The 25,152-nt window shown below is 71.7% G+C and carries 23 protein-coding genes; 12 read left to right on the top strand and 11 right to left on the bottom strand.

What is annotated here, in order from left to right; genetic code table 11:
* The first annotated feature begins 647 nt into the window (after window positions 1–647).
* On the top strand, window positions 648–1,850 hold the full coding sequence (locus I6A60_RS24215; protein WP_203020701.1) for a hypothetical protein: 1,203 nt from the start codon (window positions 648–650) through the stop codon (window positions 1,848–1,850).
* A 336-nt stretch (window positions 1,851–2,186) separates the two neighbouring features.
* Window positions 2,187–2,762, top strand: a complete 576-nt coding sequence (locus I6A60_RS24220) for an HhH-GPD-type base excision DNA repair protein (protein ID WP_203020699.1) — start codon at window positions 2,187–2,189, stop codon at window positions 2,760–2,762.
* Between the two features lie 447 nt (window positions 2,763–3,209).
* Here I6A60_RS24220 and I6A60_RS24225 read toward each other — a convergent pair whose 3' ends face one another.
* On the bottom strand, window positions 3,210–3,356 hold the full coding sequence (locus I6A60_RS24225) for a hypothetical protein (protein WP_013427968.1): 147 nt from the start codon (window positions 3,354–3,356) through the stop codon (window positions 3,210–3,212).
* Between the two features lie 194 nt (window positions 3,357–3,550).
* On the opposite strand from I6A60_RS24225, the gene I6A60_RS24230 reads away from it, so the two are divergent.
* From I6A60_RS24230 to I6A60_RS24245, 4 genes are all read left to right on the top strand, one after another.
* The gene (locus I6A60_RS24230) at window positions 3,551–4,147 is read left to right on the top strand and encodes a DUF2599 domain-containing protein (protein WP_307873837.1); all 597 of its coding nucleotides are present in this window, start codon (window positions 3,551–3,553) and stop codon (window positions 4,145–4,147) included.
* A 131-nt stretch (window positions 4,148–4,278) separates the two neighbouring features.
* Entirely contained in the window at window positions 4,279–4,887 is a 609-nt protein-coding gene (locus tag I6A60_RS24235) for an MGMT family protein (protein ID WP_203020695.1), read from the top strand.
* A 529-nt stretch (window positions 4,888–5,416) separates the two neighbouring features.
* Window positions 5,417–6,877 carry an MFS transporter gene (locus I6A60_RS24240; RefSeq protein ID WP_374113511.1) on the top strand — a complete coding sequence of 487 codons (1,461 nt, stop codon included), beginning with the start codon at window positions 5,417–5,419 and terminating at the stop codon, window positions 6,875–6,877.
* Window positions 6,874–7,404: a MarR family winged helix-turn-helix transcriptional regulator gene (locus tag I6A60_RS24245; RefSeq protein WP_203020693.1), complete on the top strand. Its 531-nt coding sequence runs from the start codon at window positions 6,874–6,876 to the stop codon at window positions 7,402–7,404. The genes I6A60_RS24240 and I6A60_RS24245 overlap by 4 nt, the downstream gene beginning before the upstream one ends.
* 6 nt (window positions 7,405–7,410) lie before the next feature.
* On the opposite strand, the gene I6A60_RS24250 is transcribed toward I6A60_RS24245, so the two are convergent.
* The 3 genes from I6A60_RS24250 to I6A60_RS24260 form a co-directional block, all read right to left on the bottom strand.
* Window positions 7,411–8,235: a type 1 glutamine amidotransferase gene (locus I6A60_RS24250; protein WP_203020691.1), complete on the bottom strand. Its 825-nt coding sequence runs from the start codon at window positions 8,233–8,235 to the stop codon at window positions 7,411–7,413.
* A 266-nt stretch (window positions 8,236–8,501) separates the two neighbouring features.
* Complete coding sequence (locus I6A60_RS24255) at window positions 8,502–9,623, bottom strand: M56 family metallopeptidase (protein ID WP_203020689.1); 1,122 nt, start codon at window positions 9,621–9,623, stop codon at window positions 8,502–8,504.
* 72 nt (window positions 9,624–9,695) lie between these two features.
* The gene (locus I6A60_RS24260; RefSeq protein ID WP_238436130.1) at window positions 9,696–10,163 is read right to left on the bottom strand and encodes a BlaI/MecI/CopY family transcriptional regulator; all 468 of its coding nucleotides are present in this window, start codon (window positions 10,161–10,163) and stop codon (window positions 9,696–9,698) included.
* Window positions 10,164–10,466: 303 nt separating this feature from the next.
* Here I6A60_RS24260 and I6A60_RS24265 point away from each other — a divergent pair, with 303 nt between their 5' ends.
* The 3 genes from I6A60_RS24265 to I6A60_RS24275 all read left to right on the top strand — a co-directional run bounded on the left by I6A60_RS24265 (window position 10,467) and on the right by I6A60_RS24275 (window position 14,285).
* Window positions 10,467–11,555 (top strand): CPBP family intramembrane glutamic endopeptidase, encoded by a 1,089-nt coding sequence (locus I6A60_RS24265; RefSeq protein WP_307873839.1) that lies wholly within the window; start codon window positions 10,467–10,469, stop codon window positions 11,553–11,555.
* A gap of 183 nt (window positions 11,556–11,738) precedes the next feature.
* Window positions 11,739–13,583, top strand: coding sequence for a CYTH and CHAD domain-containing protein (locus I6A60_RS24270; RefSeq protein WP_307873840.1), 1,845 nt, complete (start codon window positions 11,739–11,741; stop codon window positions 13,581–13,583).
* A gap of 498 nt (window positions 13,584–14,081) precedes the next feature.
* Window positions 14,082–14,285 carry a cold-shock protein gene (locus I6A60_RS24275; protein WP_013427958.1) on the top strand — a complete coding sequence of 68 codons (204 nt, stop codon included), beginning with the start codon at window positions 14,082–14,084 and terminating at the stop codon, window positions 14,283–14,285.
* Window positions 14,286–14,665: 380 nt separating this feature from the next.
* On the opposite strand, the gene I6A60_RS24280 is transcribed toward I6A60_RS24275, so the two are convergent.
* The 6 genes from I6A60_RS24280 to I6A60_RS24305 all read right to left on the bottom strand — a co-directional run bounded on the left by I6A60_RS24280 (window position 14,666) and on the right by I6A60_RS24305 (window position 21,354).
* Window positions 14,666–15,778, bottom strand: coding sequence for an aspartate-semialdehyde dehydrogenase (locus tag I6A60_RS24280; protein ID WP_307873841.1), 1,113 nt, complete (start codon window positions 15,776–15,778; stop codon window positions 14,666–14,668).
* 275 nt (window positions 15,779–16,053) lie between these two features.
* Window positions 16,054–17,322 carry an aspartate kinase gene (locus I6A60_RS24285; protein ID WP_013427956.1) on the bottom strand — a complete coding sequence of 423 codons (1,269 nt, stop codon included), beginning with the start codon at window positions 17,320–17,322 and terminating at the stop codon, window positions 16,054–16,056.
* Window positions 17,323–17,578: 256 nt separating this feature from the next.
* Window positions 17,579–18,190: a response regulator transcription factor gene (locus tag I6A60_RS24290; RefSeq protein WP_203020685.1), complete on the bottom strand. Its 612-nt coding sequence runs from the start codon at window positions 18,188–18,190 to the stop codon at window positions 17,579–17,581.
* 31 nt (window positions 18,191–18,221) lie between these two features.
* Window positions 18,222–19,532 (bottom strand): histidine kinase, encoded by a 1,311-nt coding sequence (locus tag I6A60_RS24295; protein ID WP_203020683.1) that lies wholly within the window; start codon window positions 19,530–19,532, stop codon window positions 18,222–18,224.
* A gap of 26 nt (window positions 19,533–19,558) precedes the next feature.
* Window positions 19,559–20,305 carry an ABC transporter permease gene (locus I6A60_RS24300; protein WP_203020681.1) on the bottom strand — a complete coding sequence of 249 codons (747 nt, stop codon included), beginning with the start codon at window positions 20,303–20,305 and terminating at the stop codon, window positions 19,559–19,561.
* Window positions 20,302–21,354, bottom strand: coding sequence for an ABC transporter ATP-binding protein (locus tag I6A60_RS24305; RefSeq protein ID WP_203020679.1), 1,053 nt, complete (start codon window positions 21,352–21,354; stop codon window positions 20,302–20,304). Before I6A60_RS24305 ends, I6A60_RS24300 begins: the two co-directional genes overlap by 4 nt.
* Before the next feature lie 427 nt (window positions 21,355–21,781).
* Here I6A60_RS24305 and I6A60_RS24310 point away from each other — a divergent pair, with 427 nt between their 5' ends.
* On the top strand, window positions 21,782–22,366 hold the full coding sequence (locus tag I6A60_RS24310; protein WP_203020677.1) for a TerD family protein: 585 nt from the start codon (window positions 21,782–21,784) through the stop codon (window positions 22,364–22,366).
* Window positions 22,367–22,458: 92 nt separating this feature from the next.
* A complete protein-coding gene (locus tag I6A60_RS24315; RefSeq protein WP_203020703.1) occupies window positions 22,459–23,487 on the top strand; it encodes a zinc-dependent alcohol dehydrogenase family protein in 1,029 nt (342 codons plus the stop codon).
* A 13-nt stretch (window positions 23,488–23,500) separates the two neighbouring features.
* Here I6A60_RS24315 and I6A60_RS24320 read toward each other — a convergent pair whose 3' ends face one another.
* A complete protein-coding gene (locus I6A60_RS24320; RefSeq protein ID WP_203020675.1) occupies window positions 23,501–24,001 on the bottom strand; it encodes a hypothetical protein in 501 nt (166 codons plus the stop codon).
* A gap of 320 nt (window positions 24,002–24,321) precedes the next feature.
* On the opposite strand from I6A60_RS24320, the gene I6A60_RS24325 reads away from it, so the two are divergent.
* Window positions 24,322–25,074 (top strand): hypothetical protein, encoded by a 753-nt coding sequence (locus I6A60_RS24325; protein ID WP_238436132.1) that lies wholly within the window; start codon window positions 24,322–24,324, stop codon window positions 25,072–25,074.
* Window positions 25,075–25,152 lie beyond the last annotated feature (78 nt).

The following is a 25,152-nucleotide window of genomic DNA, read 5'->3' on the forward strand; positions in this document are numbered from 1 at the left end:
TCGATCACGCGGCCACGCCGACCCGCACCCACACAGCCAACACCCAGTCCACACCATCAAGATCTAAAACAGGCTCTCAGACAGCGAGTTGTACAGCTCCGCTGTGATCTGCTGGTGCATCCAGGCGGGAGCGACGATCTCCGCGGTCACGGCGCACCTCCCTTAATCGGCGGAGTCGCTGTCTTCATCGACTACCAGAACCTCCACCCCTCGGCGCGCAGCAGGTTCCTGCCCTCCGGCACGCCCGGCCCAGCATGGGCATGTAGATCCCGTACGCGTGGCGCGGCGGATCGTTGGCGGGCGACGACTCGGCGGTGAGCTTGCGACAGTCCGTGCCTACCGCCGTCGGCCGGCGCCCCGGTTGGCTCGTCGAGCCGGGCCGGTTGCCGCCCGAAGTCGCCGCGGTGGTGGTCAGCTACGGTGATGACGCGCGGGCGCCTGAGTCGGGGCAGGGCCGCCGGCCGCGCGCACTGTCAATGGGCGAGTCGCGTCAGGCCTTTCTCGCTCTCGTGACCACGGTCATACCTTCAGTGGCCACGGCCCGTGTGGTCGGCGTGGGTCATCTGAGCAGCCAGCGCGGGCTATCTGGTCGGTAACGGGCCCCTTCCATCGTATGGGCGTCGCAGTATGGCGCGGGGGTGGTGACCATGAGTGGGCGTGCGTGGACCTTCCGGCGGGAGGGGCTGGTCTTCTTCTACCGGGCAGTCGGTCCGACGGAGCTCGGGAACTTTTTCCCGACGCCGTTGGGAATCACGGAGACGGGGAACATCCCCAGGCTTGAACTGGTCGCTACCGGAGCCGCGCCGAATGTCGCCCTCGCGCTCGACCATTCCGTGTACGACCCGAACTGGCATGACTCCAAAGGCATAGCTGCCGGGGTCTACGACCTGGAATCGATGACGGTGACGGGGCCGGGCCAGTGGAAGGGAGGCGCGGTCAACAGATACCTGTCCCGGCTCGGCGCGAAGTGGCTGACCGCCCAGCCCGGGAACGGTGTCTGGCCGGTCCGCCTCCAGGTGTCCGCCGAACTCGCGGCGGCTGTGAAGACGGCTGAGGACGAACACGTCGGGGACTTTCGCTATGCCTGGGACATCTCCGTCGCCGCCGCGGTGGAGGCCGCCCGGAGAGTACCTGCGTCGCCTGACCGCGAGGCGGCGCTGGGCGCGCTCGTGGACGCTCTGGTCACCGGGGGCCAGGCGTTCCTTGTGCCCGCCCGCCCCGACGATCTCGCGGCCTGGGGACCGCGGCTGCGCCAGGTCTATCTGGCTCTGTGCGAGCAGTCCGGCAAGCGGGACACGGCCAACGAGCACAGCCCGGTCGAGTACCAGTTCAGCTTCACCGGGGGCGTCGTGACCGTGGTCTGCGTTGCCGGGCCGGCGCATCCCGACAGCAGCCGCTACATCAAGGCCGCGGAGGTTCCGCCTGTTTTCGCGCACCCCAGTTTCGCCGCCTACCGTCGGAGCGCAGCCGTGGGCGGCGCCGGAGCCGGCGGCGCTGGCGGGGCTCAAGTGCCGTTCGTCGTCGGGAACACGGTGAAATGGCGGCCGGCCGCCCCGGATATGTCAAATGTGGACATTCGTGTGTACCCGTATCCCGAGTCGGCCAAGTACGTGGAAGACGCGATCAACGTGCCGTACCTCATGAAGCACGTCGGCGGTGTGGTGGAACGCATCGAGGCGTCCGGCGACGACTACCGGGTGACGGTGAAGATCACGTTGTTGGAGGAGCCGGCGGATCCCGAGGAGCCGGAGCCACCGGAGGACCGCCGCATGAAGGCGGGGCAAGAATTTGAGCAGGACGAGGGATACGTCCGCCTCTGGGCGGCCAACCTGGTCGTCGTGCCGTCGTAGTGGCAGGGGCGCCCGGCCGTCGGAACGTGTGGCCGTGAGCGGTCCTGTCTGGCTGTCAAAGTACCTCGGGCTCTGGCCCCTCCGAAGCGATACTCGACGAGTGCGGTCGGCGTTGCCGATAGCGGCGCGATCAGTTGAACGATCTCTGGGAGAGAGCCGTAGATGGTGATCCGCTGGTAACTTCTGATCGCGCGACGTCAGGGCACCTCGACGTCGCCTGTCGACGGCCGCGGAGACCGCGCGGGAGTTCGCCCAGGCGAAGACTTCGAGAAACGCCAGGCCAGGTGGCTCACCCCGCGCCGACAATCGTGCGCGGAGGTCGGCTACGGTGATGGCGTGGGACTGCATCTGAGCCAGATCGCCGAGGCGGACGAGCTGCTGACGAACGACCCGCTGGCGCTTTTGATCGGGATGGTGCTGGACCAGCAGATCCCGCTGGAGCGGGCGTTCGCGGCTCCGTTGGAGCTCACCAGGCGGCTTGGCCGGTCGTTGGACGTCGCGGAGCTGGCGTCGTTCGACCCGGACGAACTGGGCGCGATCTTCTCGCAGGTGCCGGCGTTGCACCGGTTCCCCGGTTCGATGGCCAAGCGGGTGCAGGCGCTCTGCCAGCTTCTTGTCGACCAGTACGGCGGCGACGCGGCGGCGGTGTGGAGGACGGCTGCCGACGGCAAGGATCTGCTCCGTCGGATCAGCAAGCTTCCCGGCTTCGGTGAGCAGAAGGCAAAGATCTTCCTGGCGCTGCTCGGCAAGCAGCTTGGCGTCACCGTTTCGGGCTGGCGCGAGGCAAGCGCTCCCTTCGGCGAGGAAGGCAGCCTCCGGTCCGTCGCCGACATCGTCAGCCCAGAGACCCGGATCCAGGTCCGCGACTTCAAGAAGGCCATGAAGGCCGCAGTCAAGCCATCGGCGGGCTGAGCGCAATGAACCTTCAGGCCACCGGTAGGTTCCTGGGCGCCTTCTCTGACTCTTAGCGCCGCATCTGACAAGGTTGTCTCTGCCCGAGACCGGTTGGTCGGCGGCCTCGCGAGCGGCGTTGACCGCGAATTTGGCCCGCGAATGGCCGCGGTCAGGCTCGATTCGCGACCCTGGTGCCGTGACAGCCACGGTCCGCCCGTCGCCTTGATCGTCGTTCTCGCCCTCTGGTGGCTATGAAACAGACCCGCTAGTGACCATCGGAGGGCCGAGACGGCGATCAAGGCGGCGCCCGGAACGGGCGAACCTTGCTGGAGGCGGCACCGGAGGGCAAAGGGGATTGGTCCACCGGGTCGATGGAGCCAGAATGGCGCCAAGGCCGCCGTCCGACCCGCCGATAGGACCGGGTCACACGGCGGCCGTGGGAGACAAGGAGTTGGATCGCCGCGACTACCGGCGTCTGAACTGGCTGAAGCGATACGGGAACGCGAAGTCGGCGGCGAGGAAGGCGAGACCGAGCCAGACCAGGTTGACGTCGGAGGAGTCGACCCCGAAAGCGGCGAGTAGGAAACAGAGGGCGGCAGCGAGAGCAAGCATGATCCCGCCCTACCCGCTGATCGTCCGACAAATCCGGCGACCCCGGCGACCCCGGCGACCCCGGCGGATCGGGTCGAGGCAGGGCGCAGGTCACGCGTGGCGCGTGGCGGTGCAACCGGTGGCCTCGCCATAGGCTCGGAGCCGTGCGGTGCTTGTCGACGGGCAGACTGGTCAGCGTCCGGACGGTTGCGTCGGTGGCGCTGGTCGTCGCGGTCGCCACGGCCTGTGGGCCGGCCACCTCGACCAGGTCGACGGCTGCCGACCGCTCGCCCACCCCGTCGCCCACCCCCTCGGTGGCACCCCTTGCCAGCCCGAGTTCCGCCGCGCGTGCCGATGGCGCGCCTTACTGTGGCGCGAGCCAGTACGTCGCGGAGATCACCGTTGAGAAGTGGTCGAACGGGGACTTCCGGGTCTCGTTGCGGCCGACCTCCGACGGTCGGCACGCGAGCGACAGGGATGCGGCCGAGAACGTGATGTGGCAGGCGATCCGGCGCTGCCTGACTCCGTCAGCCGGCTTTACCGGTTTGGATGGCGCGGTCGGGGCCAGCCTGCAGGACCAGTTGCGCTGCCACGAGTCGTTCGCGCTCGTTCCAGCGTTGGGCGGCGGCAAGGGCTACGCCACCGGCGACACCTTCGACATCGAGAGCTGGCGGCCGACCGCCGGCCCGACGCACTGGTTCTCGACGAAATGTGGGAACACCCTCGGTACCGACCCGTCCGGGGCGCCAGTCAGGACTTACCGCCCGGACGGCGTGAAACCCCAGTACACGACCGGCGGCGAGCACGAGTAGCGGACCGGATGGGGCCCAGGAGCCGCGAGCTGGGGGGTTCGCGCCTTCGAGTGGGTGGCCGGGTCGACGCTTGTGGGCGGCGCCCTGGCTGACCGTGACCCGCGCCGAACTTGTCGGTACCGGCGGGCACGATGGGTCTCATGGTTGGGGCCGGGTTCGCGGGAGTCGGGTTCGCACTGTTCGGCACGGCGGTCGGCTGCTGCGGCGTCGCCTGGCGTGACGAGGTAATCGTCGGCGTAGCGTTGCCGGCCCGACCCGACGCGTCCGACGAGACCGCGGGCCTTGCGGCCACCCGGGCCTCCCTGGCCGCCGAATATCCGGACTTCGTGGAACGCGAACCCCCGCCCGAGGTGGCGGCGGCGATCGACGGCATGATCGCGCTCCTCGCCGGTGAGCCGATCGATCTGGCCGACATTCGCGTCGATCTTGACGGTATGCCCGACTTCCACCGGCGGGTGTACGAGGTGACGAGGGCGATTCCGCCCGGATCGACCCTGACCTACGGCGAGGTCGCGGCCCGGCTCGGCATGCCGGGCGCCGCGCAGGCGGTCGGCCAGGCGCTGGGCCGCAACCCGGTGCCGATCATCGTTCCATGCCATCGGGTGCTGGCGGCTGGCGGCGCGCTCGGCGGTTTCTCCGCCCCCGGCGGTGCCGCGACGAAACAGCGGATCCTCCGCATCGAAGGCGCCCTGCCCGCCCCGGCCCCAACTCTCTTCGACGACCTGTTCGCCGACAGCTGAAGCGCCCTAGCGCCGTCGCCGCGAAGGTACGTCCGGCGGAGTGATCGTCGTTTCGCCCCTTTACAGACCCTGCTGACCCATTCGGCGAGGCCTGGCTACGAGTGGCCTTGATCGCTGTTTCGGCCCTGGGATGGTCGTGCCCCGCGCGTTTCTACGACCACCCCAGGGCCCAACCCGCGATCATGACCGGCGTCGATGATCGCCGGTTTGGCATCGGCGTCGGCCGTCGGCTCCGCGGTCCGTGGGGTTGGTCCGCGGCGGTCGTCACATCGAGGCGAGGGAATCGCCGGGGCTCGAATTAGTTGTAGTCTGATAACTATTAACGATCTACAACGATCTCGGGGGCCCTGTGACCACAAGTTCCTCAATCACCGGTCCCGAGGCGGGCACCGGTTCCTCAGCGAGCGCGGCTCCGTCCACGGACGCCGTGGATGCAGGCCCCTCGGCGGGTGGGCTGCCGGGGCAGGCGGGATCGCGGCCAGGAGGGGCACCGGCGGGTAAGCCGCTGAGCAAGAGCCGGCGTTACCTGGTGCTGGCGATCTGCTGCTCGAGCCTGTTCATCGTCGGGCTGGACACGACGATCCTCAACGTCGGCCTGCCGTCGCTGAAGCAGGACCTGCACGCGCCCGACTCCGGCCTGCAGTGGACGATCGACGCCTACGGGCTGGTGATCGCGAGCCTGCTGCTCTTCTCCGGCTCGATGGGGGACCGCTTCGGCCGTAAGCGGGTGTTCCGGACCGGGCTGATTCTCTTCTCCGCGGGCTCATTGCTGTGCAGCCTCGCGCCGGGCCTCGGCTGGCTGATCGCGTTCCGGATGATCCAGGCGGTCGGCGGCTCGATGCTCAACCCCGTCGCCATGGCCATCATCACGAACACCTTCACCGAGCGACGTGAGCGAGCCCGCGCCATCGGCGTCTGGGGTGCCGTGATCGGTCTGAGCATGGCGCTTGGCCCGGTACTCGGCGGCGTGCTCGTGGACGGCATCGGCTGGCGGTCCATCTTCTGGATCAACGTTCCGATCGGGCTGGCCGCGATGGTGCTGACCGGGCTGTTCGTGCCGGAGTCGAAGGCGCCGCGGGCGCGCCGCTTCGATCCGGCGGGCCAGCTGCTGGTCGCCGCGACACTCGGCACGCTCACCTATGGGATCATCGAGGCGCCGTCGGCCGGCTGGGCGTCCATTCAGACGATCGTGATGTTCGTGATCGCCGCCGTCGCGCTCGTTGGCCTGGTCATCGTCGAGACACGTCGCGAGGAAGCCTTGCTGGACATGCGGTTCTTCCGCAGTGTGCCGTTCTCGGGCGCGACCGGGATCGCCGTCTGCGCGTTCGCGGCCCTGGGTGGCTTCCTGTTCCTGAACACGCTGTACCTGCAGAACGTGCGGGGCTACTCGGCGCTGCACGCCGGCCTCATGACGCTCCCGATGGCAGCGTTCGCCGCCATCATGCCGCCGATCTCCGGCCGGCTCGTCGGTAGCCGTGGGCCGCGGCCGTCGCTGATGGTCGCCGGGATCGCGTTGCCGGCCAGTGGGCTGCTGCTGACGTTCCTCGGGCCGCACACCAGCCTGGTGCTGCTGATCTCTGCCTACGTGCTGTTCGGCATCGGGTTCGGGATGGTCAACGCACCGATCACCAACACGGCGGTCTCCGGGATGCCGGTTACCCAGGCCGGGGTGGCGGCGGCCGTGGCCTCGACCAGCCGGCAGATCGGGTCTGCGCTCGGCGTGGCTATCCTTGGCTCGGTGGCGGCGCACAGTGCGGCCGGCCAGGTCGGCCGGGCCGCCATCGACCCCACCAGCGCGCCCGCCTGGTGGATCATGGTTGGCTGCGGCGCGGCCATCGGGGTGCTGGGCGTGCTGACGACCGGCTCGTGGGCTCGCGGGACCGCCGAGAGGACCGCGGCACTGTTCGGCGCCCAGGCGGCGCGGCCGGCGCGGCCGGCGGGGAACGCGGGGAACGCGGCGCTCGCTGGCACGGACCGGCGAGCGTCATGACCGCCGGAACGCCGGCGCCCCAGGCCGCGACGGTCATGGGGACACCAGCGCCGCAGGCCGCGGATGTGCTCGGTACTCCGGGCCCCGAGGTGCCAGGCGCCGAACCGCGTCCTGGCGCCGACGATGCCGCGGCGCGGGTCTGGCGGCGGATGCGGGAGCTGGTGCTCGGTCGCAACGAGCGCCGGCGCGAGGTCTGTGAGGCGCTGGACCTCAGCTTCATCCGGGTGAAGGCGCTGCTCAAGCTGCGCCCGGGGCCGCGCACCATGCGTGACCTCGCCACCGAGCTCGCGATCGACCGTCCGTACGCCACCGTCGTCATCGACGAGCTGGAACGGCGCGGGCTGGTCGCTCGCACCGTCCACCCGAACGACCGCCGCTGCCGGCAGGTCTCGCTCACGGCCGCCGGCGAGGACGCGGCCCGCGAGGCGGACCGGATTCTCAGTGACCCGCCGCCAGCCCTGGCCGCGCTGCCTCCCGCCGACCTCGCGACCCTCGATCGCCTGACGGCGGCGCTGGAACCCTGGTAGCGAAGCTCAGGCTCGTGTGACGGCGCGGGCGCGGGCCCAGAAGGCGTCGAACAGGGTGTACGACGCAGCCCGCGACGTGTCGGAGTGCCGGGCGATCTCCTCGCGCAGCGTGGACAGCCGCACGCCGGTGCGGGCCAGCTCGCGGTCGAACCCGGTCGCCTGCCAGACGCCGGCCCAGGTCTCGAACACGGCCGGGGTGATCTCGGGGTGGAACTGGACCCCGAGGTGCGGGCCGAAACGGAACGCCTGCTCGGCGTCCTGCGTCCAGGCAAGCCGCTGGGCGCCAGGCGGCACCGTGAACGTGTCCCAGTGGGACTCCATCCAGGGGCCGGTCGGCAGCTCCGCCTGGTCGACGGTCGTGGCCGAGTACCAGCCCAGCTCGGGTCGCTCGGCCCGGCGCACCGAGCCGCCCAGCGCCCGGGCCAGCACCTGGCCGCCGAAGCAGATCCCCAGCACGGGCGTGCCGACGCGGACCGCCTCCCGCAGGAAGGCCAGCTCGTCGGCCAGCCACGGGATCGTGTCGTCGAACGCGGACCGGTCCGAACCCATGATCACGATGAGGTCGAGCGGGGCCGGATCCGGGAACGGCCGCTCGCCCGCGGTCATCAGGTCGAAGCGGATCCCGTGCTGGGTCATGCGGTCCGCGATCGTGCCGAGCTCGCCCGCCGCCGCGACGCCGCTCACGTCGTGGACGACGATGACCGCCGCGGGACTGTCCCGGCGGCGGTGGTGCCCGCGGCCCTCGCCGTCCTGGCCGTCCCCCTGCCACCCGGCGCGAAGGGCGTCGTAGTCGCTGTGCTCGGCCGAGTCCGGGCCGATCGCCGTCGTCATCGTCCTCCGTCCACGGCCGTGAGCCTGCCGTTGCCATCGTCGCCGCGGGCCGGGCGTTCGGCACGGACCCGTGGGCGGCGAGGGGCTCATCGGTTCAGACGTACACGCGACGCGCTCGGGCGGTCCGTCTGCCCGGATCGTCCTCCCAGTTCGGTGTCCCGACCAGGAAACGTGACGCCTCGAACGTCTGAAGACCCAGCTACGGCCCGGTGACGCCGGCGCGGACGTGCCCTTGCCGAAGACCCTGGTCTCGCCGAGGACCGTGGCTACACGGCGAGCAGCAGGAAAGGCGCGGCGAGGATGACGGCCGCGGCGGTGTAGGCGGCCGCCGGCTGCCACCACGGGACGGCGGGCGGGTCGAGCAGCCGGACGATACGGGCGATCACTGGGGAGCGGGACGGTGGCTCGGTGCCTCCCGCTTCAGCGCAGACGCCCGTCTCCGGCGCGCCCGCACCCGGGGTGTCGGGGGTTCCGTTGACGCCGAGTGTGCCCGCCGGGATGAGGGAACGGGTGACACCCAACTGGGCGAGGGCCCGGGCGAGCGTGCTACCGCTGGTCCGGCGGGCTGCCGCGTCGTCGGCGAGCATCTCCACCAGCAGCGACACCGCCGCGGTCGCCTCCCAGGCCGGCCGCAGGAACGGGAAGGTCTGCTGCCAGGCGATGAAGGGCTGGATCACCAGGTCGTGGCGACCGGTGACGTGCGCGTCCTCGTGCGCGAGGACGGCGCGTAGCTCGCGTGGCCCGAGGGTGGTCAGCAGGCCGCGGGACACGACCACCCGGGCGTGCCGAACCCCGGGGACGCAGTAGGCGACAGCCACCGGATGGTCGAGAATCCGCAGCCCGACGTGCCCGCACAGCTCGCAGCCGTCCGTGCCGCGGGCGTGGTAGCCGTGCCGGATCGAGGCGAGCGGTGTCCAGTCCTGGATGCGGTGATGGCGGGGCCGGGGTGCGCTGGCAGGAAGCTCGGCGGCCGCGCGGCAGTCCTCTGTGTGGTCGTCGCCGGTCAGGTCGACGAGAGTGCGGTGGTGGCTGCGGCGGCGCAGCGTGGCGACGGTCGACGAGGCGAGCACGCCGAACAGCCGGCTGGCCAGGGCCGCGACCAGACCGAGGCCGACGACGCTCAGCCAGTCCAGCCCCGAGAGCGGCTGGCCCTTGGCCAGGTTATGAACGTGGTGGGTGATTCCCCGCGGCGTCGAGCCGGACAGCGGAGCGACCGTGAACGCGACCGCCGCCAGCAGCGCGCAGACCCCACCGGCGAGCCCGATCGCCTGCCACAGCACGATCGCCGCGCGGGGACAGCCATGCGTCCAGCGAGCACCGGCCAGTAGCCGCGGCACCGGCCACGCCAGCACCGCGGCGAACAGCGTGAGAGCGGCCGCCGTCGTCATGTCGACGCAACGCTACCGCCATCAGCCTTATCGGGCGACGATGCGGAATCGCGTCGGTGGAGTCGCACAGCGTCAGCCCAGGTCGTCACTGTCAGTGGTGGCCGCCGACGGGGCCGTGTCGTCGGCGTCGTCGGCCAGGCCAGCGGTCGCGATGGCCTCGGCCGCGTCGGGCTCCGTGGGCTCCACCACGGTGGGCAACGCGAGTGCCCGGCGCAGGATCTCGGCCTCCTCCGCCGAGACGGCGCCGACGAAGCGGACCAGCGCGGAACCACGGTCGTCGGCGGTGCCCAGCGCCTCCAGCATCGCGTCGGCGACGACCACCTCACGGGCGTCGGCCGCCTTGTACCGGTGCGCCCGGGCCGCCCGCTGGCGCTGCACGAAGCCCTTGCGCTCCAGCCGTTCGAGCACGGTTAGCACGGTCGTGTAGGCGAGGTCACGCTCATGATGAAGCCGGGCGGCGACCTCGCGCGCGGTCAGCCAGCCGACGGAGTCCCACAACACGTCCATAACCGAGCGTTCAAGGTCTCCCAGCCGCGCCATGATCATAATTTTACGCCGCGTAGAAGATCGTGCGCTGGCGAACCAATTACTTGACCGGCCTGGGCTGGCCACCGTCCTGCGCGCTGGCCTGGCGAGGCGATGCCGACAAGCGTTCGGCTCTGGCGAGTCATGCAGCCACACCCGCATGCGTGAACAGCTCGCGCGAGGGCGTTGAGCGGGGAGGATCGTTAACTCCCGGCTCAGGAGTCTGGGCTACCGTCCGGGCATGCGGCAGGCACGCGTCCTCGGACGATCGACGGCGCCGGAACAGTCGACAGCCCCGGAGCGAGGGACGTCGCCGCGATGACGGACAGCGCGACGACCGACAGCGCGGAGACGTCCGACGGCGCGGGAGCGGCTGGCGGCGGCGTCGCTGGACGAGTCTTCTCGCAGCCGTCGGGCGTCGGCATGGCTGACGGACCGGTGGAGGCCCTGGCCACCGCGGGTCGCGGCCGCGAGCCCGCGGTGGGCGAGGCGCTCGGGCGGCGGGATCTGACCACCGAGGTCTGGCTGCTGCTCGCGGTATCGCTGGGCATGTCCGGGCTGTTCGCGCTTATCCGATATATCGGTGCCGTCACCCGTGGCCCGCTGCGGGGCCAGGTGGCCCTGCTCAATGGCTCGGCCGCGCCGGGGCGCCCGTGGCTGGATCTTTCGTTGCAGCTCGCCGGGCTGTTGGCAGATGTGGCCCCGGCCTTCCTCGCGATTCACCTGCTGGCCCGGCATTGCGCGCCCTTCCTGGCTTCGCGGCCGGCGCGCCTCCGGTCGCCGGCGTCGAGGCCGTCCACGGCCGGGAGCCCGCGGTCCGCGCTGCGATGGGCGAAATGGCCCGGTCCCGGGGCCTTCGGGCGTCGTTACGAGGAGGCGCCCGAGACCTCCTACGGGCTACGGCGTGGCCGCGCGATGATCGGGTTCGATGGCCGTGCCCTCGGGGCTGACCTCGGTCTGGGCGCCGCGATCGCGGCCGGCGTCGGCGGTATCGGCCTTTGCCTGTACCTGGTGGCCTGGCACAGCGGCGCGAGCCTGACTGTGGCGCCATCCGGGCTGCCGGCCGTGTGGTGGCGAATCCCGGTGCTCCTGCTCTCAGCTCTGCAGAACGCGGTGACCGAGGAGGTCATCGTCGGCGGCTACCTGCTGGCCCGGCTGCGCGAGCTCGGATGGGGAGACCGGCGGGCGCTCGCCGCGAGCGCCGTGCTTCGTGGCTCGTACCACCTCTACCAGGGCCTGGGCGGCTTTTTCGGAAACCTGGCGATGGGTGTGCTGTTCGGCTGGCTCTTCCAGCGGCGCGGCCGGGTGGTGCCGATGATCGTGGCGCACACCCTGATCGACTCGGTTGCGTTCGTCGGTTATGTGGCGTTGGCCGGATCGGTTTCCTGGCTGCCAACTTCCGGATAACAATAGGGGAACAGAAGGCGAACCGGGGGTGCCGTCCCGGAGGGCTGACCCGGTGTGGGCTGGTCCCCGTCGGCCCCCGGTGGGCCGAGCGTCGCGCGTCGGTCAGCCCTCGGGCCTTGGCGCGCGGCATGCGGTCGGGGTCGGAGACGGCGACCTGGAGCGGAAGCTCCGAAAGGGGACGTAGTGGGCGGCCGGGTGGAGATCGAGCGCAAGTTCGCGGTTGAGCCAGGATTTGCGCTGCCTAGCCTGGTTAACGCCGGCCGAGACGCTGGTGTCGCCGCGGTCGGCACACTGGAGACGTTCACCCAGGAGGCCGTGTACTACGACTCCGAAGACCTGCGGCTGGCTCGCGCCAAGATTACGCTGCGCCGCCGGACCGGTGGAACCGACGACGGCTGGCACCTGAAGCTACCGGCCGGTACGGGCGCCCGCGAGGAGATCCACCGTCCGTTGGACGCCGGCGAGCCCGACGAGCGAGGCGTCGCCAACTGCGCGCCGCCGGCCGACCTGCTTGACATCGTCTTCCTGGTGCTGCGCGGCGCCCGGGTCAGCCCGGTCGCCCGGCTGGTCACCACCCGGACGGCCACCCGGCTGCTGGACGCGGCCGGCGCGGGCCTCGTGGAGATCGTCGACGACCACGTGCACGCGCAGACGCTGGGCGAGCAGACCGTCCTGACCCAGTGGCGTGAGGTGGAGGTCGAGCTGCTCGACGCGGCCGTCACCGGTCCGGCCGCGACCGCCGTCAAGGTCGGTAGTGACGCGGTGACCGGCAAGGCCGCGTCCAACGGCAAGGCGGCGGCGAGCGCCAAGGCGGCGTCCAACGGCAAGGCGGCCGCCAATGGCAAGGCGGCAACGAGCGGCAAGGCGGCGGCCAATGGAAAGGCGGCCGCGGGCGGCAAGGCGACCGACGCCAAGGGTGCCGGCAAGCGAGGGGGCAAGGCGGCCAACGCGGGTCCCGTCGATGCCCAGGCGGGTCCGGTTGGCACCCGGCTGCTGGACGCCGTCGAGGCGGTCCTGCGGGCGGCCGGGGCGTCGGACGCCCCGCACGGCTCCAAGCTCGCGCACCTGCTCAGCCTCGCCCACACCGCGCCGCCGGAGCCGGCGGCCGAGCCGGCCGAGCGGCCGCGGCGCCCCGGGCGTGGGGACACCGCCGGCGCGGTGCTGCGCGCCTACCTGGCCGAGCAGGTCGCGGCACTGCTCGCCGTCGACCCGCGGGTGCGGATGGACGAGCCGGACGCCGTGCACAAGATGCGGGTCGCCACCCGGCGGATGCGCAGCACACTGCGCACGTTCGCGGCGCTGTTCCCGGCCGATCTCGTCGCGCACCTGGACGTGGAGCTGGGTGACCTCGCGGGCGCGCTGTCCGGCGCCAGGGACAGCGAGGTGCAGCTGGCGTACTTCGAGGGCCGGCTGGCGGCGCTGCCGTCGGAGCTGGTCCGCGGACCGGTCGAGGAGAGCCTGAGCGGCCATCTGAGCGCTGGCATGGCGGCGGGCCGGGACACGGCCCTCGCGGCGCTGCGGGGCGAGCGTTACCTCGTCCTGGTGGTGGACCTCACCGAGCTGGCCCGCGCCCCGCTGTCCGCGCGGGCCCGCCGTCCCGCGGCGACCGAGCTGCCCCGGCTGGTGCGGGATGCCGACCGCCGGCTCGCCCGCAAGGTCGCGACCGCGGCGGCGACGCCGGCCGGCCATGACCGCGACGAGCTGCTGCATTCGGCCCGCAAGCAGGCGAAGCGGCTGCGGTACGCCGGCGAGGCGCTCACGCCGATCTTCGGGGCGGACGCCCGCACGCTCGCGAAACTGTCGGGCGAGGCGCAGGAACTGCTCGGCACTCACCAGGACGCGACGGTGGCGGCGGGGCTGCTGAGGTCGTGGGGGGTGGCGGCGCAGCAGGCCGGGGACTCGACGGCGTTCACCTACGGCCTGTTGCTGGGTCTGGAGGAGCTGCGGGCCCGCACCGCCGAGCGGGACTTCTTCGACGCCTGGCCGGCGCTGTCCGCCCCCGATCACCGCCGCTGGCTCAAGGTCTAGCGCTGGTCCCGGCCGGCCTGGCACCGTCGGGCCGGCTGTCCGATGCCTGTCTCGCCATCCAGCCGCGGCGCCGGGGCCGGCCGATCGGGCTGGCCATGACAGTCGAGGGCTCGCGACGGGCCGCGAGTTCTCGCGCGCATTGGGTGATGGATGGCTATCCTCCGTGACTTGTCTCACCTTTCGGAGTGTGGCTGGTTTGCGGCAAGGGGTGTCGTTTCGGCATGTCCGCGGGACGGTCTCGACCGATTGGGTCGGATGAGATATAGGCACCGATGCGCAGCCGCGTCTCCCGCTGTTAACGCCGGATGAAGTGGACTTCGTTACCGCGAGGACTCCCGTCCGCGCCCCTCGCCGTGTACCGTCGTGCCTGGCTGCAGTTCGATCCGTGTCTCAACCGGGACGCTGTGGAACTGAGCCGGTGATGGAAATGCGGCACCGGCATTAGGCCCGGGGTCCGCGCGGTGCGGGCCCTGACTGCACCAGCAGGGAGAACGGCACGTGGCTCAGGGCACGGTCAAGTGGTTCAACTCGGAGAAGGGCTTCGGCTTCATCTCCGTGGACGGCGGCGGCTCGGACGTCTTCGTCCACTACAGCGCTATCGATATGGACGGCTACAAGTCCCTCGAGGAGGGCCAGCGGGTCGAGTTCCAGGTGACCCAGGGTCAGAAGGGGCCGCAGGCCGACGGCGTCCGCGCCATCTGAGCCACCAGCAGACCTCACGGGCCACTCGGGCCAGCCGCTCTTCGAGCAGCTCTCCCGAGTGGCCCGTCCTGCGTTCTCGCAGCTCTCGACGCGGCTGACTCTCCGACGACCGGGCTCCCGCGCCGACGACGCGGCGTCGACCGTTGTTCTGTCGGCGCTGCCGCCATGGCGAGGGGCCCGGACCGGACTATCGCCAAGCACGCGGAATGTCGAGCGCTCGGCTGCCGCTAACGCAGTCAGCCGTGGGCCCGACGTCCGCCGTCTGTTTCACTGATCGCTGATTGGGCCACCCGGGTTCGGCCCATGGCTTGTTCGAGGCTCCCCGCGATCGGCCGGTATTTGTATTGCGCCTGCCGTTCGATGAACCTCTATTGGATCGACTAGCGCAGACCGCGCGCGACGAGTGTCTCGGCGATCTGCAACGTGTTCAGCGCGGCGCCCTTGCGCAGGTTGTCGCCGCAGACGAAAAGCGCCACCTCGTGCGGGTCGTCCGGGGACTGGCGGATCCGCCCGACCCAGGTCGGGTCGGTGCCGACGACGTCCGCCGGCGTCGGGAACTCGCCGTTCGCCGGGTCGTCCAGGACGGCCACGCCCGGCGCGTTGGTCAGCACCGCGCGGGCCTCGGCCCCGGTCACGGGCTGGCCGAACCGCGCGTGCACCGCGACGGCGTGCGTCGTGATGACCGGGACCCGCACGCAGGTCGCCGAGATCCGCAGCGACGGCAGCCCGAGGATCTTGCGGGACTCATTGCGGATCTTGAGTTCCTCGCTCGACCAGCCGCCGTCCTTCAGCGAGCCGGCCCACGGCACCACGTTGAGCGCCAGCGGCGCCGGGAACGGGCCGAAGCCGTCGTCGCCGATCGTCTTGCGCACGTCACCCGCGGTCTGGCCGAGGTCGCGGCGCCCGCCGACGGCGGCCAACTGGTCGTACAGGGTGTCGATGCCGACCTGCCCGGCGCCACTCGCCGCCTGGTAGGACGTGGCGAACAGCGACTCGAGGCCGAACTCGCGGTGCAGTGCGCCGACCGCGACGATCATCGACAGCGTCGTGCAGTTGGGGTTCGCGATGATGCCGCGCGGGATGTCGGCCAGCGCGTCCGGGTTCACCTCGGGGACGACCAGCGGGACGTCCGGGTCCAGTCGGAACGCGCCCGAGTTGTCCACGGCGATCGCGCCGTGCTCGGCGGCTACCGGTGCCCAGACCGCGGAGACCTCGTCCGGCACGTCGAACATGGCGATGTCGACGCCGTCGAACACCTCCGGCGCGAGCGCCTGGACGACGACGTCCTCGCCACGAACTCGCAGCGTCCGGCCGGCCGAGCGGGCCGACGCGATCAGCCGGATCTCGCCCCAGACGTCCGGGCGCTCGTCGAGCAGCGACAGCATGACCGTGCCGACGGCGCCGGTCGCGCCGACGATGGCGAGGGTGGGGCGAGCGGAGAAGCGGCGGCCGCTGGAAGGCACGTGGCCGTCAGGGGAGTTCTGGTCGGCCACGGCCGGATTCCTCTCGATTCGACTCAGGTTGCCTTACGCGGGGAGAACGAGAATCGGTCCCACTCCGACTACTTTTCAGCTCGCCCTGTACCCCCACGGCGCGGAGGCGCGCCTGCGCGGAGGCCCGGCCTCCGAGCGAAGCGAGGGGGTTGGGCCGCAGCGCAGGTCGCCGGAGCGCCCGTTCGCGGAGGAGGACGCGGCGCGGAGTGGTCATCCGAGCCGCCAGGCGAGGATGGCCGCGGAGCGCCGCGCCCGGACGGAGCGAACCAAGATACTCAGCGGCCGGTGCCGGCGTAGACGATGGCCTGGTTGCCCTCGTCGCCCAGCTCGAAGGCGTCGTGGACGGCCTTGACGGCGCCGGACAGGTCCGTGTCGCGGACGACCACCGAGATCCGGATCTCCGACGTTGAGATGATCTCCACGTTGACCCCGGCGTCCGCGAGCGCGCCGAAGAACCGGGCCGAGACGCCCGGGTGCGACTTCATCCCGGCGCCGACGAGGGACACCTTGCCGATGTGGTCGTCGTAGAGGGTCTTCTCGAAGCCGATCTCGCCGCGCACCTTCTCCAGCGCGGCCAACGCCGTGCGGCCGTCGGTCTTGGGCAGCGTGAACGAGATGTCGGTCCGGCCGGTGCCGGCCACCGAGCCCACCTGGACGATCATGTCGAGGTTGACGTCCGCGTCCGCGACCGCGCGGAACACCGCCGCGGCGACGCCGGGCTTGTCCGGGCAGCCGACGACCGTCACCTTCGCCTCGCTGCTGTCGTGCGCGACGCCGCGGATGATGGCCTGTTCCACGAGTTCAGCCTCCGGAATGTCGGTGACCCAGGTGCCCGGCTTCGTCGAGAAGGACGAGCGGACGTGCACGGGCACGCTGTAGTTACGGGCGTACTCGACACAGCGCAGCATGAGCACCTTGGCGCCGCTGGCGGCGAGCTCCATCATCTCCTCGTAGGAGATCGTGTCGATCTTCCGCGCGCTCGGGACGATCCGCGGGTCGGCGCTGAACACGCCGTCCACGTCGGTGTAGATCTCGCAGACGTCGGCGTGCAGCGCCGCCGCCAGCGCGACCGCCGTCGTGTCGGAGCCGCCCCGGCCGAGCGTCGTGATGTCCTTCGTGTCCTGGCTGACGCCCTGGAAGCCGGCGACGATCGCGATCGCGCCCTCGTCGAGCGCCGTACGGATGCGGCCCGGCGTCACGTCGATGATCCGCGCTTTGCCGTGGGTGGAGTCCGTGATGACGCCGGCCTGCGAACCGGTGAACGAACGTGCCTCCGCGCCGAGGTTCGAGATCGCCATCGCCAGCAGCGCCATCGAGATGCGCTCGCCCGAGGTGAGCAGCATGTCCAGCTCGCGGGCCGGCGGCAGCGGGGACACCTGCTCGGCGAGCTCGAGCAGCTCGTCGGTCGTGTCACCCATCGCGCTGACGACCACGCACACCTCGTTGCCGGCGCGCCGCGTCTCGACGATCCGCTCGGCCACCCTTTTGATCTTGTCCGCGTCCGCTACGGAGGAGCCGCCGAACTTCGCCACGACCAACGCCATGCCCCCAGGCTACCGAGCCAGGGCCGAGGAGCCGATTCGTTATTAGGCCCGCACGCGGGCGGCGTCCACGTCACAGCGCAACCTAGCCAAGATTCCGACCACTGATGGCACAGCCCTCGACATCCACGCCTCGAGACATCAGGGGCCTGGAGGGCGCTCAGCGCCCGACAGGCGGAGCCGGGGTTCCTGCCGGATCGACGAAGTCGATCTGGGAGGTCCGCGAAGGGCGCTCCGCGCCCGGTTCCGGCCGATCGCCTTAGAGCCAGCCGGACTGCTCGGCGGTTCGTAGGGCTTCCAGGCGGTTGCGGGCTCCGGTCTTGGCGATGGCGGCGGAGAGGTAGTTGCGCACGGTGCCCTCGGACAGGAAGAGCCGCCCGGCGATGTCGGCGACGGTGGCGCCGTCCCGGGCGGCGACCAGGACGTCGCGCTCCCGGCCGGTGAGCGGGCTCGGCCCGCTGGCCAGCGTGCTCGCGGCCAGTGTGGGGTCGACGACGCGCTCGCCGCGGGCTACCCGACGGACGGCGTCCGCCAGCGCGTCGGCCGGGGCGTCCTTGACGACGAAGCCGAGCGCGCCCGCCTCCATCGCCCGGCGCAGGTAACCGGCGCGGCCGAACGTGGTCAGGATGAGCACTTTCGTGGCCGGCCGGGTGGCCTGGACCGCGGCCGCCGCGGCCAACCCGTCGATCCCGGGCATCTCGACGTCCATCAGCACGACGTCGGGCGTGGCCGTGAGGACCGCGGCGACCACCTCGTCACCCCGGCTGACCTGGCCGACGACCTCGATGTCGTCCTCCAGGGACAGCAGCGCGGCAAGCGCGCCACGCACGAGATGCTGATCGTCGGCGAGCAGCACACGGATCGACGGCACGCAGCCATGATCGCACCGGCCCGGTGCCTGGCTAGGCCGGGACCGCCGCCCGCAACCGGAAGCCGAGACCAGGGGTAGGCGCCGGGCCCGGCCTGGGCGGTGGCGCGAGGGCTTCGCCACCGGTTCGAGGCGCATGGGCCGGCCCGGCCTCCAGCCGTCCGCCGGCGGCGGCGACGCGTTCGGCGAGCCCGACAAGCCCGTTGCCACCGCCAGCGCCGGGACGCGTCGTCGTTCCCGGCTGCCAGCGCGAGCGTCCCGGCTCGCCCGGCTCGCCACCGTCGGGCGTGCCGCCGGTCCCGTCGTCGACGATCTCGATCGACCGTTTCGTGACGAGTACCCGGACGGACGACGCCCCGCTGTGCCGGACCACGTTCGTCACCGCCTCGCGCAGCACCCAGCCGAACAGTTCGCGCAGCTCGACCGGGACGTCCTCGACGGCGGCCGGCAGCTCGGCCCGGATGCCGGCGGCGGACAGCACCTCGCGGGCGGTCGCGAGCTCCGTGACCAGGCTGACGCTCCGGTAGCCGGCGACCGCCGCGCGCACGTCCGCCAGCCCCTCCCGGCCGAGCGCCGCGACCTCGGCCATCTCGGCCGCGGCCCGCTGCGGGTCGCGGGTGGCGAGCCGGGACGCGAGCTCGGCCTTGACTGTGATCGTCGTCAGTGCGTGACCGAGCAGGTCGTGCAGGTCGCGGCTGATCCGCAGCCGCTCCTGCTCCTGGGCCAGCCGCTCGATCTCCTGGCGCGCCTGGTGCAGCTCGATCTGGTTGCGAGCGCCGGCGCGCATGGCGTACAGCGCGAAGACCACGAGGGCGATGGGGGCGGCGGTCGACCACTGCGCCCCGTGCACGTGCCAGGACGGGACGAGTTGCGGCAGCCAGATCACCGTGGCGGCCATGGCCGCGATGATCGGCAGGCTCACCGCGGGAACCAGGAGCAGCGCGAAGGCGACCGACAGGAAGGTCGGGAAGACCAGCCCGCCGCGCCCGACGAGCGCCAGGTACAGCACGGCGATGAGCGGCCCACCGACCAGGACCGTCACCCGGTCCTTGAGTGGCCCGGAGAACATGGCACGGGGCAGCGGAACGATGTACAGCCAGCAGAACCCGGCGAGCAGCAGGGTTCCGAGCACGATGCGCCAAGGACTCTCGCCGACCAGGTCGACGAGCGCGTACCAGAGGTACACCAGCCAGATACCGGCGGTGCGTCGCCAGCGGGTGACGCCGGCCTGGCGGCCGAGCGCGTTCTCGCCCCGGATCGGCTCGAACATGTACTTCCGGAACCTGGCCAGCCCGTCGGAGCTGCCCTGCGTGCTCTCGTCGTTCGTGCTCTCGTCGGTCGTCATCGTCGTCGCCACCATCGGGTTCCAGACTAGGCGCGCAACTGGTCGCGGGAGTAGAAGCGGATCGCCAGCCGGCTCAGCAGCGCCGTCCAGACGGCCAGCACCAGCAGCCCGTGCCAGCCGATCCAGGAGCCGGCGATGACGGCCCGGCCCGCGTCAGCCGACCAGTAGATGGGCAGCATCTTGACGACGTCGGCGAGCCAGCGCGGGAACTGCTCGACCGGCACCCAGATGCCGCCGGCCAACGCCATCAGCGAGGTCATACCGCCGATGAGCTGGCCCGCGTTGTCGGCCCGGACCAGGTAGCCGAGCAGGATGCCGAGTGCCGCGAGCGGCAGCATGCCGATCATCACCCAGATCCCGGCCTCGACGTACGTGCCGACCGAGAGGTGCGCCCGGCCGAGCACGACCGCCTCGACGAACACCGCGATCAGCGCGGGCAGCGCGAGGGTGAAGCCGCCCAGGACCTTGCAGACCAGGTACTGCGGGCCGGTCAGCGCGGTGAGCCGCAGCTGGCGGCTCCAGCCGCCGGCCCGCTCCAGCGCGATCCGGGTGCCGATGGCGACGACGGCCATCATGGCGCCGAAGCTGGCCATGCTGATCATGATGTACGGGCCGACGGTGATCGGGCCGAGCGTGTCGGTCGGGTCCGTCGCCGTGAACGCGGCGAACATGATCACCGGTAGAGCCATGCTGAAGATGAGAAACCTGGGGTTGCGCAGGATTCGGCCCATCTCGAACCGGGTGTAGCGAGCGATCAACAGCGTGCCGTTCATCGGGCGGTCTCCTTCGCGGCGGCGTCGGTGTCCGCGCCGGTCGGTGCAGTGGGGGTGGGCAGCGTCAACGGCTGGTCGGACGTCAGGGCGAGGAAGGCGTCCTCCAGGCCGGCGCCGGAGATCTCCAGGTCGCGGACCGTCGGGGCCGCGTCGAGCAGCGCCCGCAGGGCGACGTCACTGTCGGAACAGCGCAGCTCGATCGTGTCGCCGCGCCGGGCGGCCCGGCTCACGCCAGGCAGGCCGTCGAGCATGGTGATCGTGCTGTCGTCGACGCCCGGCAGGGTGGCCCGGATCGTCCGGCCGCCGACGAGCGCCTTGACCTCGGTCGTCGGGCCGTCGGCGACGACCCGGCCGGAGCGCAGCAGCACGATCCGGTCGGCGAAGTCATCCGCCTCGGCCAGGTAGTGCGTCGCGAACAGCACCGTGCGCCCCTCGGCGGCCCAGGCCCGCGTCGAGGCCCAGAACGCCTGGCGGGCCGAGACGTCCATCGCGGCGGTCGGCTCGTCGAGCACCAGGAGGGCCGGGTCGGGCAGCAGCGCGACGGCGAACCGCACCCGCTGGCGCTGGCCGCCGGACAGCTTCTCGGTGCGCGCGTCGGCGAGCTCGGTCGCGCCGGCCCGGCGCAGCGCCTCGGCGACGGTCAGCGGGCGGGGGTACAGCCCGCGCAGCGCGTCGAGCATCGTGCGGACGGTGACGAACGGCAGCAGGCCGCCGTTCTGCAGCATCGCCGCGACAAGGCCGTCGGCGCAGGCCTGCCGGGGCGAGCGCCCGAAGAGGCTGACCGTGCCGGCGTCCGGGCGGGTCAGGCCGAGCAGCATGTCGATCGTGGTGGACTTGCCGGCGCCGTTCGGCCCGAGCAGGGCGATGACCTGGCCGGCCGGGACGGTGAGGCTGACGCCGTCCACCGCCTTCGTGGCGCCGTAGCTGCGCCGCACGCCGCTCAGCGCGATCGGTGCCGGCGCGGCGGTCGAGGTCATGACGGCTGAGGTCGCGGCGAACGGGGCCCGCCGGCGGCGGTCGGGCTGCGGTGACAGGTGGTCGCTGGGCATGTCAGCAGAGTGCCGCTTCGACCCGGACCAAGGTCAGTCATGCCCGTCACGACCTCGGGATGACATCCGTCATTGCCGCCGGCGGATCCGGCCAGACTCGGTGGTCCGCCGTCCTGGGCGCGGAGTCCCTGGGCGCGGAGTCCCTGGGCGGAGTCGGAACGGGACGCGCCGTGACGGTGGGTCCTGGGAGATGTTTCGTTGCTCTTTCGGTACGGTTGCGTTTGGCTGCTTTCGTGATATCTCGCGAGTCTGGGTTGAGGCGGCCCGGGCGGCCCGGCGACGCGTGTCTGGCGGGCGACGAGGACACGGGTCGCCCGACTGGCTGTGCCAGAGTGTTCGCCACTGCCTAGTACTCATCTACTGCCCAGTAGCTGCTTCTCGTCATGGCCGGCGACGTTTGTGGGGATCGGCCAGGAAGGACGTCAAAATGGCCATCAGTCTCGCCAAGGGCGGCAACGTCAGCCTGACGAAGACCGCGGCGGAGGCCGGCACCGGGGCACTCACCTCGCTGACCGTCGGTCTGGGCTGGGATGCCCGCACGACCACCGGAACCGAGTTCGACCTCGACGCCTCGGCGATCGGCGTCAACGAGAGCAACAAGGTGTTCTCCGACGGGCACTTCGTCTTCTTCAACAACCTGAAGTCGCCGGAGGACGCGATCGTGCTGTCCGGCGACAACCGGACCGGGGAGGGCGAGGGCGACGACGAGTCCATCGTCATCACCCTGGCCAGCGTCCCGGCCGACATCACCAAGATCGTGATTCCGGTGTCCATCTACGACGCCGTGAACCGGGCGCAGAACTTCGGCCAGGTCCGCAACGCCTACATCCGGGTCGCCGACCAGACCGGCACCGAGCTGGTCCGCTACGACCTGTCCGAGGACTACTCGACCGAGACGGTCGTCATCTTCGGCGAGGTCTACCGCAACGGCGCCGAGTGGAAGTTCCGGGCCGTCGGCCAGGGCCACAACGACCTGGCCGGCCTCGCCCGCGACTACGGCGTGAACGTCTAGCACCAGGTCTTTCTGAGTGAGGGGTGCCTGCCTGATGGCGGGCACCCTTTCGCTTGTGGTGGGAGCCTGAGGGCATGACGGCGGGGCCCGTGATGACCGGGTGGCAGGTGGCGACCCCGGGGCCGGCGGCGGCTGGGCCGTTGCGGCGGGTTGAGGTGCCGGTGCCCGAGCCGGGGCCGGGCCAGGTGCGGGTGCGGGTGTTGGCCTGTGGGGTCTGCCGGACCGACCTGCATCTGGCCGAGGGGGATCTGGCACCGCACCGGCCGTTCACCATCCCGGGCCACGAGGTCGTCGGCCGGCTCGATGCCGTAGGGCCGGGGGTCGACGCGCAAGCGCTGTGGCCCGGCCTCGGTCCGGACGGCCGGCTCGGCGTCGCCTGGCTGGCCGGGACCGACGGGAGCTGCCGGTACTGCCGTCGAGGCGACGAGAACCTCTGCCCGGCGTCCACCTACACCGGGTGGGACGTCGATGGTGGTTACGCCGAGTACGCCGTCGTGAGCGCCGCCTATGCGTACCGGCTGCCCATCGGCTACGGCGACGGCGAGCTGGCCCCGCTGCTGTGCGCCGGGATCGTCGGCTACCGCGCGCTTCGCCGGGCCCAGTTGCCGCCGGGCGGCAGGTTGGGGATCTATGGGTTCGGCGCGTCCGCCCACCTCGCCGCGCAGGTGGCGCTCGCCGAGGGGGCGACGGTGCACGTGATGACCCGGTCCGCGGACGCTCAGCGGCTCGCGACCGAGCTGGGCGCCGCGTCGGTGACCGGCGCCTACGACGCCCCGCCGGAGCCACTGGACGCCGCGGTGCTGTTCGCCCCGGTGGGGGAGCTGGTGCCCGTCGCGCTGGAGGCGCTCGACCGGGGTGGAACGCTCTCGATCGCCGGGATCCACCTCTCCGACGTCCCGACGCTCAACTATCAGCGCCAGCTGTTCCAGGAGCGCTCGGTGCGCAGCACGACGGCCAACACGCGGGCCGACGGCCGTGAGTTCCTGGAGATCGCGGCCCGGCACCGACTGGCGGTCACGGTCGCGCCCTACCCGCTGGCCGCCGCCGACCAGGCGCTGACCGACCTCGCGGCCGACCGGGTCACCGGCGCCGCCGTGCTTTTCCCCGACCCGGAAAGCTGACCCGCGGTCGCGGTCAGGCCGCGGCCAGCGCCTCGGTGGGCTCCAGGTCGCTGGGGGCCAGTCGCGCGGCGCGCGCCTTCCAGACTCGGAGCGCCGCCGTGCCCAGGGCGGTCAGCGCCGCGGCGGTGACGACCTCGCGGGGCAGGCGGTGGCGGGCCTCGTTCTGGATCAGCTCGTGGAACCGGTCGAACTTGGCCGGCCAGGGGCTCTGGCCGAAGAAGAACCGGCCGACCTTGTCCGTGTCCGGCAGGCAGGCGCCGGTCATCCCGGCCAACACGGCCAGCCGGACGTCGGCCGGCGCCGACGCCGTGAGCAGCGCCATCGCGGACAGCCCCGCGATGCCGTCCACCTTCGCGATCGGCATCCACTCGTCCTCGGTGTTCGGCCCGAGGCCCCAGTGCGGCAGCGCGTCCATCACGAGGTGCGACAGGAAGCCGGCGGCGAGCGCCGCGCCCGGCCGGCGGACGGCCATGCCGACGAAGGCGCCCGCCCCGACGTGCGAACTGATGATCATCTGGTCCCGCTCCTGACGTGACGGCTCCGCGTGGCCGCGCACTCCACGCTGCCACTCGTCCCTTCGCGGACGACCACCGGGGTGGGGCTTGTGCCCGCGGGTCGAGATCGTCATTCCGAGTTCGCGGATCGAGGAGCTCGGATGGCCGTCTTAGGCCAGAACCTGCCGCCGACATAGCAGGTATTGCATTCTGTAAGGGGCGGATGGCAGACTGTCGACCCGGTCCGACGGAGCGTGCGTCGGCTAGGACCGTGCGGCCGGACCACTGGGGGGAGGCCCCCGTGTCCGCGCCGGTGACGGCCGAAGGAGGCGCCAGGCACATGGTCAGTCTGACCGGCGGGGAACCCCGCCCCCTGACGCTGGGCCAGCTCTCCGCCGGGTTACGGCGCCTCGCCGGTGCGCCGGGCCCGCGTGGGGCGTGCCTCGCTCCCGCGCTGTCCGGCGACGAGGCGACCCCGGCCCGGCGGGTGCGGATGTTGCCCCTGCGCTGCGCCGACGGTCTGGCCCGCGGCGAGCACGGGCCGGCGGGTCTGCCTGCCGGCGCGGTCGTCTCGGTCGCCTGGCAGCTCGACGGGGTGGGCTCCGTTGTCGGTGCGCTCCTGCCGCCTGGCCACCCGGCGGCCGGCCGGCTCGGTGCCCGCGTGCTGGCCGGCGAGGGGGTGTGGCCGGCGACGGTGTGGCCGGCCGACTCCGAGGTCTCGCGGGAGAGCCCACTGATCGAGCTGGCGGGCTCCCCGGCCCGGCTGGTGGTACGCGCCCCGGACCGGGACATCGTCGGAAGTCTCGACCAGCCGGCACGTCCGCCGGCCGAAGCAGGCCGCCTGACCAGGGCGACGACCGGCCTGCGCCGGGGTAACCGGCAGGTCCGCATCCGCGCCGGCGACCGGGTCTGGTGGCTACGGGCGACCGGCGTCTTCGGCGTCCGGGTCAGCCGCGGCGACCGCCCGGTCTACCTGACCCGCGGCATGCTGGGCCACTTCGAACCCGGCGCCGACGAGCTCGACGTCAGCGTCGTCCTCGCGACCCTCGCGTCCCTGCCCAGCTCGACCTACGCGCCCATCCTCGGCTTCTGACCCGGGTCCTCGCCGACCGCGCCGGACTGTCCAGGACGGCGATCGCCAAGGTCGGCCCGTCGCCAGATCGCTGTTTTC

Source organism: Frankia sp. AgB1.9 (assembly GCF_016786355.1).
Classification (GTDB): domain Bacteria; phylum Actinomycetota; class Actinomycetes; order Frankiales; family Frankiaceae; genus Pseudofrankia.